The sequence below is a fragment of the Waltera sp. genome (assembly GCF_046969025.1).
Classification (GTDB): Bacteria; Bacillota; Clostridia; order Lachnospirales; family Lachnospiraceae; genus Acetatifactor; species Acetatifactor acetigignens.
This window is the reverse complement of record NZ_JBKVQF010000027.1, coordinates 21396-41596: the sequence shown is the minus strand read 5'-3', so window position 1 is coordinate 41596 and position 20201 is coordinate 21396. Positions and strand designations below refer to the sequence as shown.

Here is a 20201-nt window from a genome sequence, read left to right as displayed (position 1 = left end):
CAAAATGTCCCAGTCCCAGCTTTTGGAGCGTGCCATACTGGAGATAACGCATATTGGTGTAAAGCTCCGTCATACTGTTTGAAATTGGTGTACCCGTCGCAAAAGTCACACCCTTACCGCCTGTCAACTCGTCTAAATACTGACACTTTGCAAACATATCCGAGGACTTCTGTGCCTCTGATTGTGCAATTCCTGCCACATTTCGCATCTTGGTATAGAGGAACAGATTTTTGTAATTATGGCTCTCATCTACGAAAAGCCTGTCCACGCCAAGCTGCTCAAAAGTCACTACATTATCTTTCCTTGATGCATCATTCAGCTTTTCAAGCCTTGTAAGAAGTGATTTTCTTGATTTCTCCATGTGCTTAATGGTGTAGCGTTCTCCGTTGTCGGCTTTTGCCTGTGCAATGGCAAGCTCTATCTCATCAATCTACCTTTCAATAATGGCTACCTGTCTTTCCTGTGAAAGCGGAATTTTCTCAAACTGACTATGCCCGATAATAACCGCATCATAATCTCCCGTGGCTATTCTGGAACAGAATTTCTTACGGTTGGCAGGCTCAAAGTCTTTCTTTGTTGCAGCAAGGATATTGGCTCCGGGATATAACCGCAAAAAATCACTTGCCCACTGCTCCGTCAAATGGTTCGGAACCACAAACAGACTCTTTTGACATAATCCCAGACGCTTGCTCTCCATGGCTGCCGCTGTCATTTCAAAAGTCTTTCCGGCTCCCACACAATGGGCAAGCAGGGTATTATCTCCGTAAAGTACATGAGCCACCGCATTTTTCTGGTGGGTCTTCAACTCAATATCCGGTGTCATGCCGGGGAATTTCAGATGTGAACCGTCATATTCCCTTGGTCTTGTTGAATTGAAAAGCTGGTTGTATTTTGCCACAAGTACCAGTCTGCGTTCCGGATCACGGAACACCCAGTCCTTAAATGCTTCCCTTATGGCTTCCTGCTTCTGTGATGCAATGGTGGTTTCTTTCTTATTCAGGACTCTCTTTTCTTTGCCGTCCTCCTCTATGGTATCGAAAACACGGCTGTCCTTTAAATTAAGGGAATCCTCCAGAATGGTATAGGCATTTCTCCGGCTTGTACCGTAGGTCATATTTACAAGGGAATTTCCATAGTCCGCATTTTTGCCCTTTATGTTCCACTGTCCTGTCACATCGGAATACTGGACTCCTACGACATTCCTGTCTAACAAATGCTGCGGCTTTTCAAAGGTCTCCCTCATAAAATCCTCAATATACTTCGGGGCAATCCATGTGGCACCGACATGCACCTCAATCTCGCTAGCATCCAGTTCCTTCGGCTGTACCTGTGTAAGTGCCTGCACATTCACGGCGTATTCCGGGTGGCTCTCTGCATAGACCTTTGCTGTTTCCAGCTTGTCACGGACATTTCCACTCAGATACTCATCCGCTGTTTCCCATTTATCCATCAATGGGTTCTGAAATATAATTCCTGTCAGCTCCTCCTTTACCGTATCCACATCTTTTCCGGTCAGCTCTGCCATGTAATCGAGGTCAACCCTTGCTTTTTCCGACAAGGATACTGCCAATGCTTCACTTGCCGTATCCACACTTGTGACAACCTCTGCCTTTTTAATGGTACGCTTCGTGAACATATCCGCTTTGCCCTTGAAATTGCCCTCATCGTCCAATTTTTCAAGAGAACACAACAGACAATAGCTGCTGTCCTGATTAAATGCTCTTTTGTTGGTCTGCGAATTGATTAGACCGTGTTTCTTGGAAAAAGCATCATATAAACTGTTTAACTCCGCCTGCTTTTCCTTGATTACCGTATCCGGATATTCTTCTAATTGCAGATTGATAAGCTCCTGCGTACAATTTCGGATACCCACCATGCCCTTGATACGTTCCTGCATGGAATCGGACATATCCACAGGCTTCATAATGGAATTTTCACGGTAATACACCCTATCGTCCACAAGAGTGTAGCTGTAATTCTTGACATCCGGGTCCGCCGGAATGGTGGCATCCGCAAGCTCATCTGCCAGCTCATCCAGCTCCACCGCTTCTATCTCTCCGTCAATATGGCTGACCGCTTCCTGTAGCTTGTATAATGGGCATTTAAGGTACTCTCCCTTGCCGAAGCATACTCCTCTTCCGATAAAAGTCCCTTTACTTAATACTACTTTTATTTTTTGTTCCAAAATCTCAATTTTATAGTAATTTGTAAAAATATCTGTTAACAAATTATCTATCTCACTTACATCTTTTTTCCTTTTTTCTTTCAGAATTTTATTTATATCTACAGAAAATTTAATACGGGCATACATTTCTTTATCCTTCAAATTGTGCATAGTAATTGCAGATAAAACAAACTCCAAATCATATTTAAACGGAACGTAATACCTTCTCATATTTTGTTGTTTATGATTTTTCTTTGTATCCCTTATATTAGAAATAATCGAATATATAGGTAGAGCATTGGCATCCTTCTTTAAATATACCATTTTTGATTGTTAATACGTTCTTTGTCTACATTCTGAAACAGCCTAAATTGGCCGCTTTCCTGCTTGTTACATATGAAGCGGCTAAATCACCGCTTCTTTCTTTTTATCTGCTGTTGGCTGTTTCCTGTCAGCATGCATCTTCATCACATCATTTTTCTTTTCTGCAAGGTCCATATTTGTTCCCAACAAAATGAATGTCAAATCAGAATAAATGTATCCTTCGCTTCCATCAGCACCGTGATAGTATCCACTTCCATCAGAATATCGATAAGACTCTCCACCCTCATCATCACCATTTATAAATCCGCAGTCATCAGAAAACAGAAAATCTTTTCCGTTATTCTTCTTTGCCATGTTCTCACCTCGATTTCAGTGTTATTATCCACCCCATTTCTCAATGCAATTTATCGTTGTACCTGCAAGCCTTCCGCAAAAGAGCTGTTGTACTTGAGCATATTCTTTCGGGCAACTTTCATTGCTTCCACAGATTCTTCTGCCTTTTTTATAGATTCTGCAATGGTTTTTTTCTCTTTGCCCTTTGCAACATCTTTCTTTAATCTGAGTTCCACAAGACCCTTTTCGACTTCAGTAATATTCTGAAGATATTGCTCATACACGCTGTTAGAAAACTCGACATCGTGTTCATCATTAAGGAAAATTTCTCGTACAGAAGTGAGCAATTTTGCCGATTGCATAATGGTATTTTTCCTTCCGCAAAAGAGCTGTTGTACTTGAGCATATTCTTTCGGGCAACTTTCATTGCTTCCACAGATTCTTCTGCCTTTTTTATAGATTCTGCAATGGTTTTTTTCTCTTTGCCCTTTGCAACATCTTTCTTTAATCTGAGTTCCACAAGACCCTTTTCGACTTCAGTAATATTCTGAAGATATTGCTCATACACGCTGTTAGAAAACTCGACATCGTGTTCATCATTAAGGAAAATTTCTCGTACAGAAGTGAGCAATTTTGCCGATTGCATAATGGTATTTTTCTTACCTAAAAGTCCTGCTGAACCAACAGCACCACCGACTCCGGCACCAACCCCTATTCCAAGTGCAGCTCCGCCGCCAACGATAGCAATTGTTCCACCAAGCATTCCAGCACCGCCTGCTGCTATAGCACCTCCACCAAGATATGCAAGACAGGCGCTGGTCAATGCTGCCCCACTAAGCCCGGCAAAATTTGAGCCTACCAATGCCACAGCAATCGGTCCCGCAAAGGCACCCGCAGTTGCAACAGTAACTATTGAGATAACCGCAGTGATGGACAGAGACGTAATCACAGTCTTAAGGACCTCATTAAGTTCATTCATTCGCTTGTCATAAGACTTACGCAATCGTTTTACATATTCTTTTTCACAATACTTGCCCGTAAATTGCTCGTTTAGGAATCGGTCACCTTCGCTTTTTTTGAAACCGTTAATCGGATTGTTCAGATGCTTGTATTTTTTGCACGGTACATCATTACCTTTTTTATCCTTCTCCATTCCAAGCGGATAATACGGTTCAAACAACATTGCTTCAAGAAGAATTAATCGATACCACGGTTCATTAGGATTTTGTCCGGCAATGCACTGTTGCAATTCATCCATAGTGTACCAATGCATTTTCGCTCCAGGAACCTGTGTAAAACTCTCAAAACCATCAGAGATAAACTTCGCCCAGTCTTGAAGCCATGTAGTTTTCAGTTCTTTAACGCCTTCTCTGGTTATAGGAATGTTGGTACGCTCTATATCATTGAGTGTTTTGTAATATTCAAGGTTATAAAGTATCTCTGTCTGCTCCAACGAAAGACCGAGTTTATCCATCTGTATATCCATGTCTGCTCCTATTCTTTTATAGATATCTGCATCGGCCTTTCTGAATGTCTGCTGCTTTATATTCTCATACACATCTCGAACCTTTTTAACATTTCGAGCCTTAAGTCCCCAACTCACATCAGAACCGATAGCAACCGCAAATCTTCCCACACCTACATAATTAATGGATACCCAATATTTTTGTGTTGCAATTGCCTCACCCATATCAAGTGCAGTAAATACCCCCGTTGAAACAGTCAGCATACGTGCAATGGTCGGGTTGTTTGCGGGCTTAACAGAATTCCAGTCAATCTTCTTCATGTCTGCAAGGCAACTCACACATTTTTCTTTCATTGCCATTGCAAGTCGTCTTATAAAATAAAATGCACGCACAATGCACTCGTTAGCAATTACCGGAACAGCCTGTTTGCATAATTCCACAGCAACACCAAGTTCGCCACGCAAATCAAATTTAACAACGGACTCCTTGATAATCTGTCCATTTTCATCACGCTGCATCATAAGCGTACCGTTAAACAACTTTGAAAGAAAGAGAGACAATGACATATCATCATCGACCTTTATATCCTTGAAAAACAGTATTGCCGAAATCTCCTTTGCCAAAGCAAGGATTGGTCCAGGAATTCCCGTACCACCGGTAACACCCGCCGTGCTGCTTGACCCAGCAACATCACTTACAAGATGGAAGAACCATGTTATAGTTCCCATTAAAATCTTCTGCGGTACATCCTTTCCAATGAAAGGCTTGCTTTTTTCCGGAACATCAACAACAAGGAATACCCCGTTAACATCTGTTCCATATGATTTTTCCGTAAACTGCGTTAATAAAGAGAATGCCAAACCTACAATTGTTGGATGGTGAGCAAAATCTCTCAGATGATGTTGCAGTCCACCACCGAAATCAGGTGTATTTCCATCACTCGGAATTGGGAATCGTTTCTCCAACGCTTTCACTGCGGATTTTACATCATCAAATTTCTCGCCCTCAAACATTTCTGCTGTCTTTTTTACGAAGGCATCCACTTTATCACTGGCAATACTGCGTCCATTCGTCAGATCAAACTCTCCGACCCAAAGAATGTCCAATAGGCCACAAGCAATACCACTTGCAATTGCGACAACATAATCCAAGTTATCCGCCTGGCTTGATAATAATTCAATCTGACTATTCAAATCATAAATGGCTTTATCAAAATCAAATTCTTTTGAGCCGATAAACCCATCATAGGGTATCAATTCACATTTTATATCCACATTTTCCTTGCTCAATTTATATTACCAGGCCTTTCTCCGCTATCTACAAGTTTCCCTTGCCCTCCATTTCCGCATCCTTACCATAATGCTAATTTATAATTTAGTCAATCATGATTTACTAAATTATATTTTACTATATGCCATATATAAAAACAGACCGCGCATCCTTATTAGATGCGCGGTCTCTTCTATACGATAATCCCCTTTTGCTTTTGATACCTTTGGTATCATTTCATAAATTATATAAAACATCTCATGAATTGTCAATAGTACTTTCATTTTTTGTCGTTTTTTCAAAAATTATAAAAGTACTATCGTCTCCCGCCACACTTCGCACAAACTCTCCAGCCTCCATGCCGCATTGGCCGGGCTGGTGGAGGGCAGCACCGCGGCTTCTATGCCGGTCAGGGGCAGCTGATATTTTCGATAAAGCTCTCCTGCTTTGTTACCGTTGGCATAGATCCGCGTGATCTGTGATTCCGCCAGAATCCCTCGAATATCCGTCGGCTCCACATTGCGGATGCTACTGTCGCTGGATCCCTTAATATCGCAGCTCTGGATTACATCCCAGACGGCAATGTGATGAGCCAGTAGCATTTTCTTTTTCTCCTCTATGGTCTCCGGCACCGGTTCCCCGCACAGATCTGCCATCACTTTCCAAAAACGATTCTGCTTATGTCCGTAATAAAAATGGTTCTCCCGGGATTTCACCGAGGGCAATGTTCCCAGGATCAGCACCAGCGAATCCGCATCGTACACCGGTGCAAACGTGTGCTCAATATGTTCATATCCTGTCATGCTGTTTTCCTTCTTCCTTATGGCTGTCCCTGTCTTTCAGCAGATATCGGGCCGCAGGAATTTCCACAATCAGAGTAACCGCTACCGCCACCGCCGCAGACACCACGATAATCAGTATCTGATATTTCCACTGCCATACACGGTCACCTGTCATATTTGGCGGCGTATCCCCGCTCCAATAAGGAATTCTTTTTTCTTTCAGCCAGACGGCAATCATCTGATGCCAGAGATACAGATTATAGGAAAATTTGCAAAAAAGTGATGCCACCCGGTTGGAATATAGTTTCTGATAATATTCTCCCGCACAGGCCGTACTGAAAAGGAACAATGCAAACAGAAACGACTGCACCAGCCGGCTCTGCAGCTGAACTGCCTGCAGATTCACATCCCCGTCGTATTTATGAATCATCCCGTTCATCAGAAAAATACACAAAACAGAGATCACTGTTCCTGCCAGCCGCGAGTATTTATTTTCTGTCACATATTTCTTCCACATGACATACAGGATGCAGCAAAGCATGCCATTGGCATAGATTCCCATAAACGTCAGAATATTATTTCCATAATTTCTCTCTTTTCCCGCAAAACAGTTCAGAATTACCGCGGTACTTGTAACGGAAATCATCAACATCACACTATAAGTGGCAAAGGCCCACTTGCGGAACAATCTTGCGATCCACGGCAGCAGCAGATAATAGATCACTTCCATCTGTACCGTCCATAACACGCCGTTAAAAGATGTGAATATATAAGTGTCCGACCAATTTGGTGCAACGCAAAATACATGTGTCACAATATCTTTGCACAATGCTCCCACATTCCGATATTTATGTCCCGGTAAAATATAGAAAAACAGATCGATCGCCAACATAAAATAGTAAGAAGGCAGTATTCTTGCTGCCCTCTTTCTGTAAAATGTCTTCGTATCCGGCCAGTCCTCTCCCAGAACAATAGATCTTGCATAAGGATAAAAATTGCAGAATGCGCTGAGCAGGATCATCATATCCACAAAAATAAATCCATACCTGACCCATCCGGCAAGGTTGATCTCTGTGATTCCAATATATTTTGTGTACTCTGTTGGAATCCGAAGATACGGTGTCAGCCATGTCTGCTGCCAGAAATGAAACCACACTACCATCCCGATGGCCATGGCACGGATTCCATCCAGCACACCGATTCTGTTTTCTATTCTGTTTTTTTCATCCATGCTGTATTCCCGCCGTTTCTGATTTTCTGCTGCTTCCTATCTGTCATGTTCCAGTCTCCATCTGATACATCTGGTGAGATAATCCACGTAATCCGCATTCTTACACATTTCCTTGCCGGGAGTATCGGAGATCTTTGCCACATCCATGCCGTTGCAGGCAGTGGTCTTCATGACAATATTCAGCGGTTCCTCGCAGGTATCATTGGCAATATAGGTTCCGATACCGAAAGCCACGGTCACCCGGTCCCGGAATGCCTTACGCAGTTCATCCGCCCGTGCAAAGTCCAGACTGTCACTGAACAGCAGGGTCTTGCGCTTCGGATCAATTCCCAGGGATTCATAATGGGCGATCAGCTTCTCGCCCCAGGCAAAGGGATCCCCGCTGTCATGCCGCACTCCGGAAAACAGGGTGGAATAGGTCAGCTGGAAATCCTTCAGGAAACAATCTGTGGTGATGGTGTCCGTCAGGGCGATGCCGTTTAATACACCATACTCCTTCACCCAGGCATCCAGGGCATACCAGTTAGAATACGCCGGATTGTGCTTGTGATTGCCCTGTCCGGTACACATGATCCATTCATGCGCCATGGTACCCACCGGTGTCACATTCCATTTTTTCGCCAGATAGACATTGGAGGTACCAATGCAGGCGGAGTCCTTATAATCCTTATTATGCCCCACCAGCTCCTGTACTGCCAGTTCCTGTGCCTCTGCAGAGAGACGGCGTCTCAGACCGAATTCACTGAAATTTCCAAGGCAATACGTTCCGTCCACCAGCTTCTGTAGCTTGTCTGCCAGACGCTCCCGGAAGGAGGCATACAGTCTGTTATAATCATAATTCATCCGGAAAAATACTTCATTAACAATAGCCAGCGTCGGAATCTCATACATAGAAGTATTCAGCCAGGAGCCCTTGGTCTCGATGGTCAGACCGCAGTTCGCCTCCGTGCCGATCTCAAAATCCTCGTATCTGGGCTGCCACAAACGTAAAAAATCCACATAGGAACCCTTGATCCATTTTACGTTCTCCAGATAAGCCAGTTCCTCTTCCGTAAAACGTAAGTCACAATAGGCCCGGATCTGCGCCTTGATCTCTTCCACCATCTCCGTTGTAAAAAATACATCTGTATTCCTGCATTTAAACGTCCATGTAGTCTTATACGCGCTGAACTGGTGGTAAATGCACTGTCCCATGGAGAACTTATACATATCGTTTTCCAGTAAACTGTTGATGATCTGTGGTAATGTCATGATTTTTCCTCTTTCTCTCTTAGATTCACAGCTATGTAAATAGGATATGTTCTCTAAATCACATCCACCTGGATCGGTCCCATGGCAGCAATCGCCGTCTGGTGGGTCTGCGGAGTCACACAGGCACAGGCCTTCTCAATGACACACACTCTCGCTTCCGGTACAAATGCCTTTGCCATGACTACATTGCTTAACACACAGATTCCGGTACAGAATCCGGTAAAGTCCACTTCCATGGGATATTCACCCTCTGCTGCCTCTCCTGCTGCCGTCACCTCTTCCCAGATGGTTTTTAATAGTTTTCCGAATTCCGGACTGCCAAAGGTTGGCTTTTTCACCGTAAGGATCTGTTCCGGTGCATAATGCTCCTGTACCGCCTTCACGATATCCTGATGGATCTTATATCCTTCTGTACCTTCCTGTCCGTGCAGAACGGGCAGACGCTTTCCTTCCTGGGTGTGCAGATAATCCGCCGTATGGGTATCCTTTGTAAAGATCACCTTATAGTATTCCCCGCTTTCGGCTGCAGCAATGATATTTTTTACCGCTGCCTCGCACTCCTTGTTGCCCAGTGCTCCGGTGATGAATTCGTTCTGTGCATCCGTGATCACTAATACTTTCTTTGCCATGTTCCCTCTCCTCTACTCGTTTTTCTATAATAGTCTGCACAAAAAGCAGGCAACCGCATCCTGCGACTACCTGCTTCTATTACTTATAGAAATAATTTCTTCACTTTTTCTGCATCAAATACAACTTCCTTTACCCCGTCCACTTCGATCTGATACAGGGCATTGGCTGCCAGATGCTCCGCCGCCTGCTCGAGATCACGGATTCCACTGGTGTTGGAATAGATCTCCACCACCGCCTCCAGTCCCTCTTCGGTGAGTGTGCATTCGTCTGCCTGCAGTCCAATCCTTTTCAGCACCTTTGGCAAGGCAAATCTGGAGAAAATGATCTTCTTCTCCTCCGGTGTGTAATCCGGTATATCGATCACTGCAAAACGCGACATTAACGGGGCACTGATCTGCTCCTTATCGTTAGCCGTTGCAATCGGATAGACCCCAAAGGTCGGCACGGTACATTCCATATAGTTGTCCGTAAATCCCAGATTATCCAATAAGGTAAGCAGTACATCCGCCGGATTGCCGTTACCTTTGCCGCTGGCCGCTTTGTCCAGCTCGTTGATGATGAATACCAGATTAGACTCTCCCGCCATGGAAAAAGCCTCCATGATAATGCCCGGCTTGGCATTGGCATAGATTCTGGAGCTTCCGGTCAGCTGCTCCGGATCGTTAATGGAACTCATGTCTAATGTTGTCCAGGGCAATTTCAGGATCCTTGCCACCGCATAAGCGATCTGAGATTTACCGGTTCCCGCCGGTCCCACCAGAAGCAGACCATAGGCTGGTAAAGTGTGGGTACGGTTGATCTGGATAATGGTCTCCATGATACGCTGTTTGACCCGCTCCATGCCGTACAATTCCTCATCCAGGATCCGTCTGGCTTCCACCGGATCAATGGCTTCGAAGTAATTGCCCTTCCACTGAATGTTCATCATGATGGACAGCGCTCTCTGGGCATGTCTTCTCTCTTCCGGAGACACCTCATGGGATCTGGCCACTGCCAGATTTCTTCTGGCCCACAGGCGGATATTTTCCGGCATGGTCCTTCCGGCACAGGTCATGAAATCGGAGATACTCTGAAGGCTGGTAAGTTTCATATCATCGCCGTCTTCCCCTTCGTCCTCGCCCTGTTCTTCTTCCGCAGGAGCACTGCTTAAAAACAGCCGCTCCATCATGAATTGTAAAAATCCATCCTCTGCAGACAGCTTGGTGCCCCCACCGAAAGCTGTCTCACGGATCTTATATACTGCATAGCCGTCATTCCTGTTTTCTCCGGAGAGACGCACATTAATGTGGTTCTCACCAAGCCAGCGGATCAAACTGACAAAACGGGCATCAATCTGTAAAATATCGGCATAAGCGCTGCTGCCTTCCTCTTTAAATTCGAAATTGGTCCGTTTGCTCTGATTACCGAATACACCTACGGCATGATGGTTCCATTTTTTACTGCTGTTATCCAGAATCAAAATCGGTTTCTCCGCAGAGGCTGATCCCTCATTGGAGCGGAACGTTGTATAGGTGCATATAGGATCCTGCTTCTTTTCATTTTCCGGAGTACTGCTGAAATCAAATACCGGCATGCTTAACCTCCTTTTTTCTCGCCTGAATCTTCTCCTCATCGATCAGTTTGAACTGTTTTACAAGATTGGTCATATTCTCAGACTGCGCCAACAGTTCCTCACTGGTAGCAGAGAGCTCTTCTGCTGCCGCAGAATTGGACTGTACGATCTCGGAAATCTGGTTCACACCGCTCTCTGCCTGATTCATGGCATCCGCCTGGGTATCTGCGATCTGGGTCAGTTCCTCGGAATCCTGTGCGATCTTGCGGACACCGTCCACGATAACACTTAAGGTCTGGGATGCATGATCCACAGCTTCATTGCCGGCATGGATCTCCTCCAGGGTATCGCCGATCAGATTTCTGGTATTGACTGCGGACTGGGCACTCTGCTCTGCCAGCTTACCGATCTGGTCTGCCACAACAGCAAAGCCTCTGCCTGCTTCTCCGGCTCTGGCCGCTTCAATGGAAGCATTCAGGGACAGCAGATTGGTCTGGCTTGCAATATCTTCAATCTCACCGATAATGTTGCTGATCTTCTCGGAAGTCTCGTTGATCCGCCCCATGATTTCCATCAGATGATTCATTTCGGTACGTCCTTCATCCGCCTTAGCAGAGTATTCCTGTGCCTGTCTGCTGGAATTCTTCGTATGTTCTGCGGTATTGTCTACCATAGAAGTAATATTGGTAATCGTCGCCTGAAGCTCCTGTACGGCTCCTGCCTGTTCGGTTGCGCCCTCCGCCAGAGACTGCGCCGCATCTGCCAGACTTCCGGCACCCATGGATACTTGTCCGGATACTTCATTGACATTGTACAGTGCCTCATTCATCTTATACTTAATATCTCTCAGCGCTTCTTTTAGTTCATCCAGATCGCCCACATAGAGATCAGGATAACGGAACTTCACTGTCCAGTCGCCGTTTGCCATAGCATTTAATGCCTGGTTGATATCCTCGATGATCATCCTGAGGTTTGTCGCCATTGCTGTAGCCGCACGGTTCATCGCTGCCATTTCGTCCTCTGTCTCCACTTTGGGGAAATCAGATGTCAGATCACCTGCTGCGAAGCCATCCAGTCTGTCTGCCAGCGCTTTCAGCGGTCCGGCGATTCCTTTGGCTATTCTTTTTCCCGCCTTTTCAGATCCTGCAAAGCCTACTCCGATGATCAGAAGGATTACGATAAAAATAACCACACGGAAAACATTCAGCTTGGCTTCCATGGCATTTCCGTTCGTTACACTGCTGTCCAACAGGCTCGTCATATCTGCATAGACCTGTTGGAACACGGGATCCATCTGTTCGCCTGCCATCTGCTGTGCCTGCATCCGCTTAGCAGGATCGGAAGCTGTTCCCAGTTCCAGTATCTGTGCCTCGATCTGCTGATAAGAAGCTACGCCATCCTTGATCTGCTGGTAGGTAGCTCTTCCCTCATCCGTGATCATATCATCTTCCAGGGCACTGATATAGGTATCCAGCTGTTCCGCCGTCATGTCATGGGCATTTTTTGCATTAGCGATCAGCGTATCGTCATCATAGCCGATGGCGGCACGGGTCTCGCTCCGCATCTCCGCGATAACGATCATCGCCTTACCGATGTCACCCTGTGCGAAACCGTAATGGCGCAACGCATAGGAATACTGGTAACTGACGATTCCCATGGCGACACAGGCAATAATACCTGTTGCACTTAATAATAGAGAAATTCTGCGAAATACACTCAGTAACCGCTTTTCGATGGGGAGCTTACTTAACTTATCTGATCTGTTCATTCCAATATTCCATCCTTTCCGTAAACTGTGAATAAAAATCTGTTGTCCCTTTGTACGGCAATAAATAAAACAGACGCAACAGCAGCAGATTTTCCTCCTGCTGTTTCCCTTCGTCTTCTCCTGTCAGTCTCTCTTCCATGGCATGTAACAGGTCATGCCATTGTAGGGTAAATTGCTGGTTTCTCGTCAGATCCGGAGTATCGATCCATTTACTGACTTTTATCTTGCTGCGGTTCTCCTTCGCACATTCCCCGGTCTGGAGAAAATAGGAAAATCCTCCGTTTTCATAATATCTTCCTAGCGGAAACAGCCGACAGATTCCAGGCCGGTACGGATGGATGCTACATCTTCCTTCCTCATCCAAATAAGCGCAGGCTTCCTTGGTCCCCTGCATTTTCAGATTCGGTAAGATCACACCATCCACCACGTTGAGCTCCACCGATGCCGCTAATAGCTCCTGCATGCTTTTCCCCATTCCTGTAGTCATCCGGTAAACATCATAGGGATCCAGGATAATGGAATTGCCCATGCCGTGACAACACCGGGAACAGCCATTGCAACCACCGCAATCCGCTTTCACCATATCATTTGCTTTGTATAATCGGCCGTCGGATATCTCCGCAAGACTTACATTTCGCTTCATATCTACACCATCAGCCTCTCTGTGCCTTGCGTTTCATGATCTCCTTCAGGCTCTCCGTATAAGGAGCTCTCGCCACCCCGTATTCCGTGACAATTCCGGCGATCAGTTCATGGTCCGTCACATCGAATGCCGGATTGTAGACCTTTACACCCTCCGGAGCCACGCGCTCCTTGTACCACATCTCAGTAACCTCTTCCGCCTTACGCTGCTCGATGCAGATATCCGCACCGGTGGCAGTCGCCATATCAATCGTAGAAGTCGGTGCACAGATGTATACCGGCACACCGTACTGTTTTGCCACTGCTGCCACCACGCTGGTACCGATCTTGTTCGCAGTATCTCCGTTGGCTGCCACTCTGTCACAGCCTACGAACACTGCCTGCACCCAGCCCTTGGACATGACAGAAGCGGACATATTGTCACAGATCAGTGTCACATCCACGCCTGCGGAATGCAGTTCAAATGCTGTCAGTCTGGCTCCCTGCAAAAGGGGTCTGGTCTCATCCGCAAATACATGGAAGTTGTAACCTCTCTCCTGTCCCAGATAAATCGGTGCGGTTGCGGTACCGTATTTTACGGTTGCAAGTTGTCCTGCATTACAGTGGGTCAGAATACCATCTCCCGGTTTTACCAGTTCCAGTCCAAATTCTCCGATTTTTCGACATACTTCCACATCTTCCGCCCGAATCTGCAGTGCTTCGTCATGCAGGATTTCCTTCACTTTTGCGACAGTCTTGTGCTCTTCTCTGCCAGCCTTTACAGCCACAGCATCCATGCGCTTCAGCGCCCAGGACAGATTAACTGCGGTGGGTCTGGAAGAATCCAGATATTGCTTATATTCTGTGAATTTCTGATAAAATTCCTCGAAATCTTCCGTCTCGATGCGGTTCGCCAGCAGGTAGATGCCCAGTGCTGCCGCTACACCGATGGCCGGGGCTCCCCGGACCTTCAGCAGATAGATAGCATCCCACATCTCCTGTGCCGTATGTAATGCGATCAGTTCGATCTTACCCGGAAGCAGGGTCTGGTCTATGATGATCACCGCATCCTGTGCCTCGTCCAGTGCTATGGTATCGTAATCGAGGATGTTTTTTGGGTTTTCCATGTGTACTCCTTTATCTTCAGCATCCTTTTGCTACATTTGATGCATTAATTTTCGTGTCTGACAATATCTGCGAACTCCGCTTTCGCTGCTTTCGCAAGGTCATCCGGCTTCAATTGGATCTGAGAGCCGATCCTGCCGCCGCTGACATAGATTTTTTCCTGTGTCTTCGCACTTTCATCAATTCTGGTCACATACTGTTTTTTCATGCCGATGGCTGTGCAGCCGCCACGGATGTAGCCGGTGATGGCATTGATGTCTTTTACGTGGATCATCTCCACGCTTTTTTCTCCTACGGATTTCGCTGCTTTTTTCATATCCAGTTCCTCCGCAATGGGGATGACGAATACAAAATAATTCTTGCTGCTGCCCACGGTGACCAGCGTCTTGTAGACCTGCTCATAGGGCAGGGACAGTTTATCTGCTATCTGAAGCCCATCCACGAATTCCTCGCACTCATAGGTGTGATGGGTATAAGGAATCTTCAGGGATTCCAGGATACGCATGGCGTTGGTTTTTACTTCTTTTTGTTTTGCCATAAAATATCATCTCACATTCTTGTTAACCTTAGTATTATTTTATTTTACTATGCAATTCTTACCCTTGCAAGCGTACAAGATAAGAATCTTTTATTACTTTTTCGCAAAAAACTCCGCCCAGCTCCCGGGCAAACCGGGGAATCAGGCGGAGTTCTTATATATTATTCTTCGGAATTAGTTCGCTGCCTTCTCAGCCTTTGCAGCCTTCAGCTGTTCGGTCAGAGCGGGAACGATCTTGTTCAGATCTCCTACGATACCGTAGTCAGCTACATCGAAGATAGGAGCTGTCTCATCCTTATTGATGGCAACAATAAGATCAGACTCTTCCATACCTGCTACGTGCTGAATAGCACCGGAGATACCGATTGCGAAGTAGATCTGAGGACGAACGGTCTTACCGGTCTGTCCAACCTGCAGATCCTTGGGCTTCCAGCCGTTATCTACAACTGCACGGGAGCAGGATACGGTACCGCCCAGAACTTCTGCCAGATCCTCCAGGATCTTGAAGTTCTCTGCGCTGCCAACTCCACGTCCACCGGATACCAGGATCTTGGCATCCATGATGTCAACGGTATCGGATACAGCCTTAACGACTTCCTTGATGGTTACATATTTGTTGTTCGGAGTAAATCCAGGATTGTACTCTTCGATCACAGCCTTTGCACCTGCGATAGGAGCGATCTTCTGCATAACGCCGGGACGAACAGTTGCCATCTGAGGTCTGTTGTCAGGGCAGGCGATGGTAGCAATGGTGTTACCACCGAATGCAGGACGGGTCATCAGCAGCTGATTGTGCTTCTGCTCCTGTCCAGGGATAGCAACGAGAGGGAAATCACCGATTTCCAGCACCGTACAGTCTGCGGTCAGACCGGTCTGAACTCTTGCGGAAACGGTAGGTCCCAGGTCACGTCCGATAGCGGTTGCACCTACCAGAACGATCTCAGGCTTATACTTCTCGATAACAGATGCCAGTGCATGTGCATAAGGCTCGGTTCTGTAAGTCTCCAGTTCGGGATCGTCCACAAGGATTACCTTATCTGCGCCATACTCAGCCAGCTTATCTGCCAGATTCTTTACATTATAACCGATCAGAACCGCGGTTACCTCGGTCTCCAGCTTTGCAGCCAGCTCTTTACCTTTGCCGAGCAGCTCCAATGCGATACCGCTGATCTCATTGTCTACCTGCTGGGCGAACACATATACACCCTTGTATTCTTCAATATTATTGGTTACCATGGTTTGCCTCCTATATTAGATGATGTGCTTTTCTTTGAATTTAGCCACAATGTAAGCTGCTCCGTCTTCAGGTGAATCGGGAACGATCTTCTCACCTGCGCCCTTACGAACCTTATCGGATGCCTTTGCGATCTTGGTAGGAGATCCCTTCAGGCCAAGGTTGCTGTCATCAACATCTTTCAGATCAGCTCTGCCCCAGGTAGTGATCTCTGCCTTGCATGCATCGAAGATTCCGCCGGGAGTCATATAACGAGGCTTATTCAGTTCGGACAGTGCAGTGATCAGGCAGGGCATCTGAGCCTCTACTACATGATATCTGTCATCATACTGTCTCTGAACGATCACCTTGTCTCCCTCAACCTTGATATCCTGTGCATAAGAGATTACGGGAAGTCCCAGATGCTCAGCGATCTGAGGACCAACCTGTGCGGTATCACCATCGATTGCCTGACGACCGGTAATGATCAGATCATAGTCAAGGTTTCTCAATGCACCTGCAATGGTAGTAGAAGTAGCCCAGGTATCAGCACCGCCCAGTACTCTGTCGGTAACCAGGATTGCTTTGTCAGCGCCCATAGCCAGCGCCTCACGAAGAGCATCTGCTGCCTTGGGAAGACCCATGGTCAGTACGGTAACTTCTGCGCCGAACTCGTCCTTCAGCTTCAGTGCAGCTTCCAGACCAGCCTTATCATCGGGATTCATGATAGCAAGCATTGCGCCTCTGTCAAGAGTTCCGTCAGGATTGAATTTAACACCGCCCTTGGTATCGGGCACCTGCTTAATACAAACAACAATCTTCATTGTATTTTCTCCTTACTTTTCTAATAAAATTTCCGACAAATGCCTGCTTGCTTATTTCAGCAGATCTGCGGAGATAACCATTCTCTGAACTTCGGAAGTACCCTCGTAGATCTCGGTGATCTTTGCATCACGCATCATACGTTCAACTTCGTACTCTCTGATATAACCGTAACCACCGTGCAGCTGAACAGCCTTGGTAGTAACTTCCATAGCAACCTCAGCAGCATACAGCTTAGCCATAGCAGCTTCTACAGAGTAAGAGATCTTAGGATTGGTCTTGTACTCGTCCTTCTTGCGTGCAGCCTTGTATACCAACATCTTGGCAGCTTCCACCTTGGTAGCCATATCAGCCAGCTGGAACTGTGTATTCTGGAATCCGGAAATGGACTTTCCGAACTGCTTTCTTTCCTTGGTGTAAGCAACGGTTCTCTCCAAAGCGCCTTCTGCAATACCCAGAGCCTGGGAAGCGATACCGATACGTCCGCCGTCCAGAGTGTGCATTGCGATCTTGAATCCCTGTCCCTGCTTACCAAGCATATTCTCCTTGGGGATACGGCAGTCGGTGAAGATCAGCTCGTAAGTGGAAGAACCCTTGATACCCATCTTCTTCTCTTTGGTACCGAAGGTAAATCCGGGAGTACCTTTCTCAACGATAAAGGAAGAAATCTCCTTCATCTTTCTGCCTCTCTTCTCTACGATACCGGTAACTGCGATCACGATATATACATCAGCTTCTTTACCGTTGGTGATGAAGCACTTGGATCCGTTGATGACCCACTCGTCACCATCTAATACAGCCTTAGTCTGCTGTCCCTGAGCATCGGTACCTGCACCGGGCTCGGTCAGACCGAAAGCACCGATCTTACGGCCGCTTGCCAGATCGGGAACATATTTCTTCTTCTGATCCTCAGTACCGAAGGTCATGATAGGATCGATACACAGAGAGGTATGTGCGGATACGATAACGCCGGTGGTTGCACAAACCTTGGAAAGCTCCTCAACACACATAGCGTAGGTCAGGGTATCACAACCCTGTCCGCCGTACTCCTTGGGAACGGGAATTCCCATGAAGCCGTACTTAGCCATCTTCTCAACGGTCTCTCTGGGGAAGGTTTCGGTCTCGTCAACTTCCTGCGCAAGAGGTTTTACTTCGTTCTCGGCGAACTCTTTGAACAGCTGTCTCGCCATCTCATGCTCTTTGGATAATGTAAAATCCATGATGTTAATCCTCCATTGTTATTTATACTTGGTTGTAATTATGAACTTAGACTGTCCAGAGCCGTATCCGGCTCCGAACAGTTATTTTACCTTTTGCCTACTGTGCATCCACAGGAGTCTTGGTGCGGTCTGCATTGTATACATAGAAGCCCTTGCCCGTCTTCACACCAAGGTTGCCGCCACGTACCATCTTACGGATCAGAGGGCATGCACGATACTTGCTGTCGCCGGTCTCGTTGTACAGAACATCCATGATGGCAAGGCAGATATCCAGTCCTACGAAATCGCCCAGTTCCAGGGGTCCCATGGGATGATTAGCGCCCAGCTTCATAGCTGCGTCGATACCTGCGATATCGGATACACCTTCCATCTTGATGAAAGCTGCTTCATTGATCATAGGGATCAGGATACGGTTAACAACAAAGCCTGCTGCCTCGTTTACCTGAACAGGGGTCTTGCCGATCTCTTCCGCTATCTTCTTGATGGTGTCTACGGTCTCTGCGGGAGTATTCACACCTGCAATTACCTCAACCAGCTTCATACGGTCTGCGGGATTGAAGAAGTGCATACCGATCAGAGGACGGGTCAGTCCGTTGCCGATCTCGGTAATGGAAAGGCTGGAAGTGTTGGAAGCAAATACACACTCGGGCTTGCAGATCTTGTCCAGCTCACCGAAGGTGGTCTTCTTAACTTCCATGTTCTCAAATGCAGCTTCTACGATCAGATCGCAGTCTGCACACAGATCTTCCTTCAGGCCCGGAGTGATCTTAGCTACGATAGCGTCAACTGCTTCCTGGGTCATTTTTCCTTTTTCTACCAGTCTTGCATAGCCTTTTACGATCTTTGCTTTGCCGCCTTCAGCCCACTCCTGCTTGATATCGCAAAGAGCTACTTCATATCCGTCTACCTGGGCAAATGCCTTTGCAATGCCCTGTCCCATAGTACCTGCACCGATAATACCTACTTTCATGGTAAATCCTCCTGTTTTCTATACATTCTATCATTAATTTTAAAAACTATTATAACTATTTATTCTGAAAAGGCTCTTTTACCTTCTCCTTGTTCTTGTCAAGGAAGAAAGCCATACCATACTTCTGATCTTCTGTCTCGAAGCAGTCACCGAACAGCTTCTCTTCGATCACTACTGCCTGATCCATATCTGCATCCAGGCCTTCGTTAATAGCCTTCTTGCAGTTGCGGACTGCGATGGGAGCATTCTTTGCAATGGTGGCTGCCAACTTCTGTGCTGCTGCCAGCATTACTTCCTGTGCACTCTTTACCACATTGCCGTCTGCATCTACTTCTGCGCTGTAAACTTCGTTTACCAGACCGATTCTGTAAGCGTCTGCTGCCTTGATATTGCGTGCGGTGTAGATCATCTGTTTTGCCATGCCTGCACCTACCAGACGAGCCAGTCTCTGGGTTCCGCCGAAGCCGGGAGTGATTCCCAGTCCTACCTCGGGCTGTCCGAATACTGCGTTATCGGAACAGATTCTGATATCACAGCTCATGGAGATCTCACATCCACCACCCAGAGCGAAGCCGTTGACAGCTGCGATCACAGGAATGGGGAAGGTTTCAATCTTGCGGAACACATCGTTACCCTTCTTACCGAATGCTTCGCCTTCTGCCTTGGTCAGGCTGCTCATCTCTCCGATATCTGCGCCTGCCACGAAGGACTTAGCCCCTGCACCAGTGATCACCAGGCAGCGAACCGTTGCAAGATCTACTGCATCCAATGTGGCGTTCAGTTCATCCAGCACCTGAGAATTCAGTGCGTTCAGTGCTTTCTCACGGTTAATGGTGATGGTTGCCACATTACCATTCTGCTCATACAAAATGTAATCCATGTTTTTACCTCATTTCACATTTCTATTCGTGTTTTCAAAACC

Annotated in this window: 17 protein-coding genes and 1 pseudogene; all 18 read right to left on the bottom strand. The window is 46.6% G+C overall.

What is annotated here, in order from left to right; all coding sequences use genetic code 11:
* A pseudogene (locus ACLTOH_RS13340) lies at nt 1–2089 on the bottom strand (DEAD/DEAH box helicase family protein); the annotation flags it as partial.
* 480 nt (nt 2090–2569) lie between these two features.
* Nucleotides 2570–2842, bottom strand: coding sequence for a hypothetical protein (locus tag ACLTOH_RS13335; protein ID WP_412224245.1), 273 nt, complete (start codon nt 2840–2842; stop codon nt 2570–2572).
* Between the two features lie 50 nt (nt 2843–2892).
* Nucleotides 2893–3057, bottom strand: a complete 165-nt coding sequence (locus ACLTOH_RS13330) for a hypothetical protein (protein WP_412224244.1) — start codon at nt 3055–3057, stop codon at nt 2893–2895.
* Complete coding sequence (locus tag ACLTOH_RS13325) at nt 3042–5576, bottom strand: hypothetical protein (protein WP_412224243.1); 2535 nt, start codon at nt 5574–5576, stop codon at nt 3042–3044. The genes ACLTOH_RS13330 and ACLTOH_RS13325 overlap by 16 nt, the downstream gene beginning before the upstream one ends.
* A 285-nt stretch (nt 5577–5861) precedes the next feature.
* On the bottom strand, nt 5862–6359 hold the full coding sequence (locus ACLTOH_RS13320; RefSeq protein ID WP_412222656.1) for a DNA-deoxyinosine glycosylase: 498 nt from the start codon (nt 6357–6359) through the stop codon (nt 5862–5864).
* Nucleotides 6346–7569, bottom strand: coding sequence for an acyltransferase family protein (locus ACLTOH_RS13315; RefSeq protein WP_412222655.1), 1224 nt, complete (start codon nt 7567–7569; stop codon nt 6346–6348). The genes ACLTOH_RS13320 and ACLTOH_RS13315 overlap by 14 nt, the downstream gene beginning before the upstream one ends.
* A gap of 36 nt (nt 7570–7605) precedes the next feature.
* Nucleotides 7606–8820: a nicotinate phosphoribosyltransferase gene (gene pncB / locus ACLTOH_RS13310; protein ID WP_412222654.1), complete on the bottom strand. Its 1215-nt coding sequence runs from the start codon at nt 8818–8820 to the stop codon at nt 7606–7608.
* A gap of 53 nt (nt 8821–8873) precedes the next feature.
* Nucleotides 8874–9449: a cysteine hydrolase family protein gene (locus ACLTOH_RS13305; RefSeq protein ID WP_412222653.1), complete on the bottom strand. Its 576-nt coding sequence runs from the start codon at nt 9447–9449 to the stop codon at nt 8874–8876.
* Between the two features lie 83 nt (nt 9450–9532).
* Nucleotides 9533–11023: an AAA family ATPase gene (locus ACLTOH_RS13300; RefSeq protein ID WP_412222652.1), complete on the bottom strand. Its 1491-nt coding sequence runs from the start codon at nt 11021–11023 to the stop codon at nt 9533–9535.
* Nucleotides 11010–12770 (bottom strand): methyl-accepting chemotaxis protein, encoded by a 1761-nt coding sequence (locus ACLTOH_RS13295; protein ID WP_412222651.1) that lies wholly within the window; start codon nt 12768–12770, stop codon nt 11010–11012. The genes ACLTOH_RS13300 and ACLTOH_RS13295 overlap by 14 nt, the downstream gene beginning before the upstream one ends.
* Complete coding sequence (locus tag ACLTOH_RS13290; protein WP_412222650.1) at nt 12754–13413, bottom strand: YkgJ family cysteine cluster protein; 660 nt, start codon at nt 13411–13413, stop codon at nt 12754–12756. Before ACLTOH_RS13290 ends, ACLTOH_RS13295 begins: the two co-directional genes overlap by 17 nt.
* A 10-nt stretch (nt 13414–13423) precedes the next feature.
* Entirely contained in the window at nt 13424–14518 is a 1095-nt protein-coding gene (gene mtnA, locus ACLTOH_RS13285) for an S-methyl-5-thioribose-1-phosphate isomerase (RefSeq protein WP_412222649.1), read from the bottom strand.
* Between the two features lie 44 nt (nt 14519–14562).
* A complete protein-coding gene (gene ybaK, locus ACLTOH_RS13280) occupies nt 14563–15054 on the bottom strand; it encodes a Cys-tRNA(Pro) deacylase (protein ID WP_412222648.1) in 492 nt (163 codons plus the stop codon).
* 174 nt (nt 15055–15228) lie between these two features.
* Entirely contained in the window at nt 15229–16290 is a 1062-nt protein-coding gene (locus ACLTOH_RS13275) for an electron transfer flavoprotein subunit alpha/FixB family protein (protein ID WP_412222647.1), read from the bottom strand.
* A gap of 15 nt (nt 16291–16305) precedes the next feature.
* A complete protein-coding gene (locus tag ACLTOH_RS13270; RefSeq protein ID WP_022313181.1) occupies nt 16306–17091 on the bottom strand; it encodes an electron transfer flavoprotein subunit beta/FixA family protein in 786 nt (261 codons plus the stop codon).
* A 51-nt stretch (nt 17092–17142) separates the two neighbouring features.
* Nucleotides 17143–18309, bottom strand: coding sequence for an acyl-CoA dehydrogenase (locus tag ACLTOH_RS13265; protein ID WP_022313182.1), 1167 nt, complete (start codon nt 18307–18309; stop codon nt 17143–17145).
* Nucleotides 18310–18406: 97 nt separating this feature from the next.
* On the bottom strand, nt 18407–19279 hold the full coding sequence (locus ACLTOH_RS13260) for a 3-hydroxyacyl-CoA dehydrogenase NAD-binding domain-containing protein (protein WP_349212421.1): 873 nt from the start codon (nt 19277–19279) through the stop codon (nt 18407–18409).
* Nucleotides 19280–19334: 55 nt separating this feature from the next.
* A complete protein-coding gene (locus ACLTOH_RS13255) occupies nt 19335–20159 on the bottom strand; it encodes an enoyl-CoA hydratase-related protein (protein ID WP_412222641.1) in 825 nt (274 codons plus the stop codon).
* Nucleotides 20160–20201 lie beyond the last annotated feature (42 nt).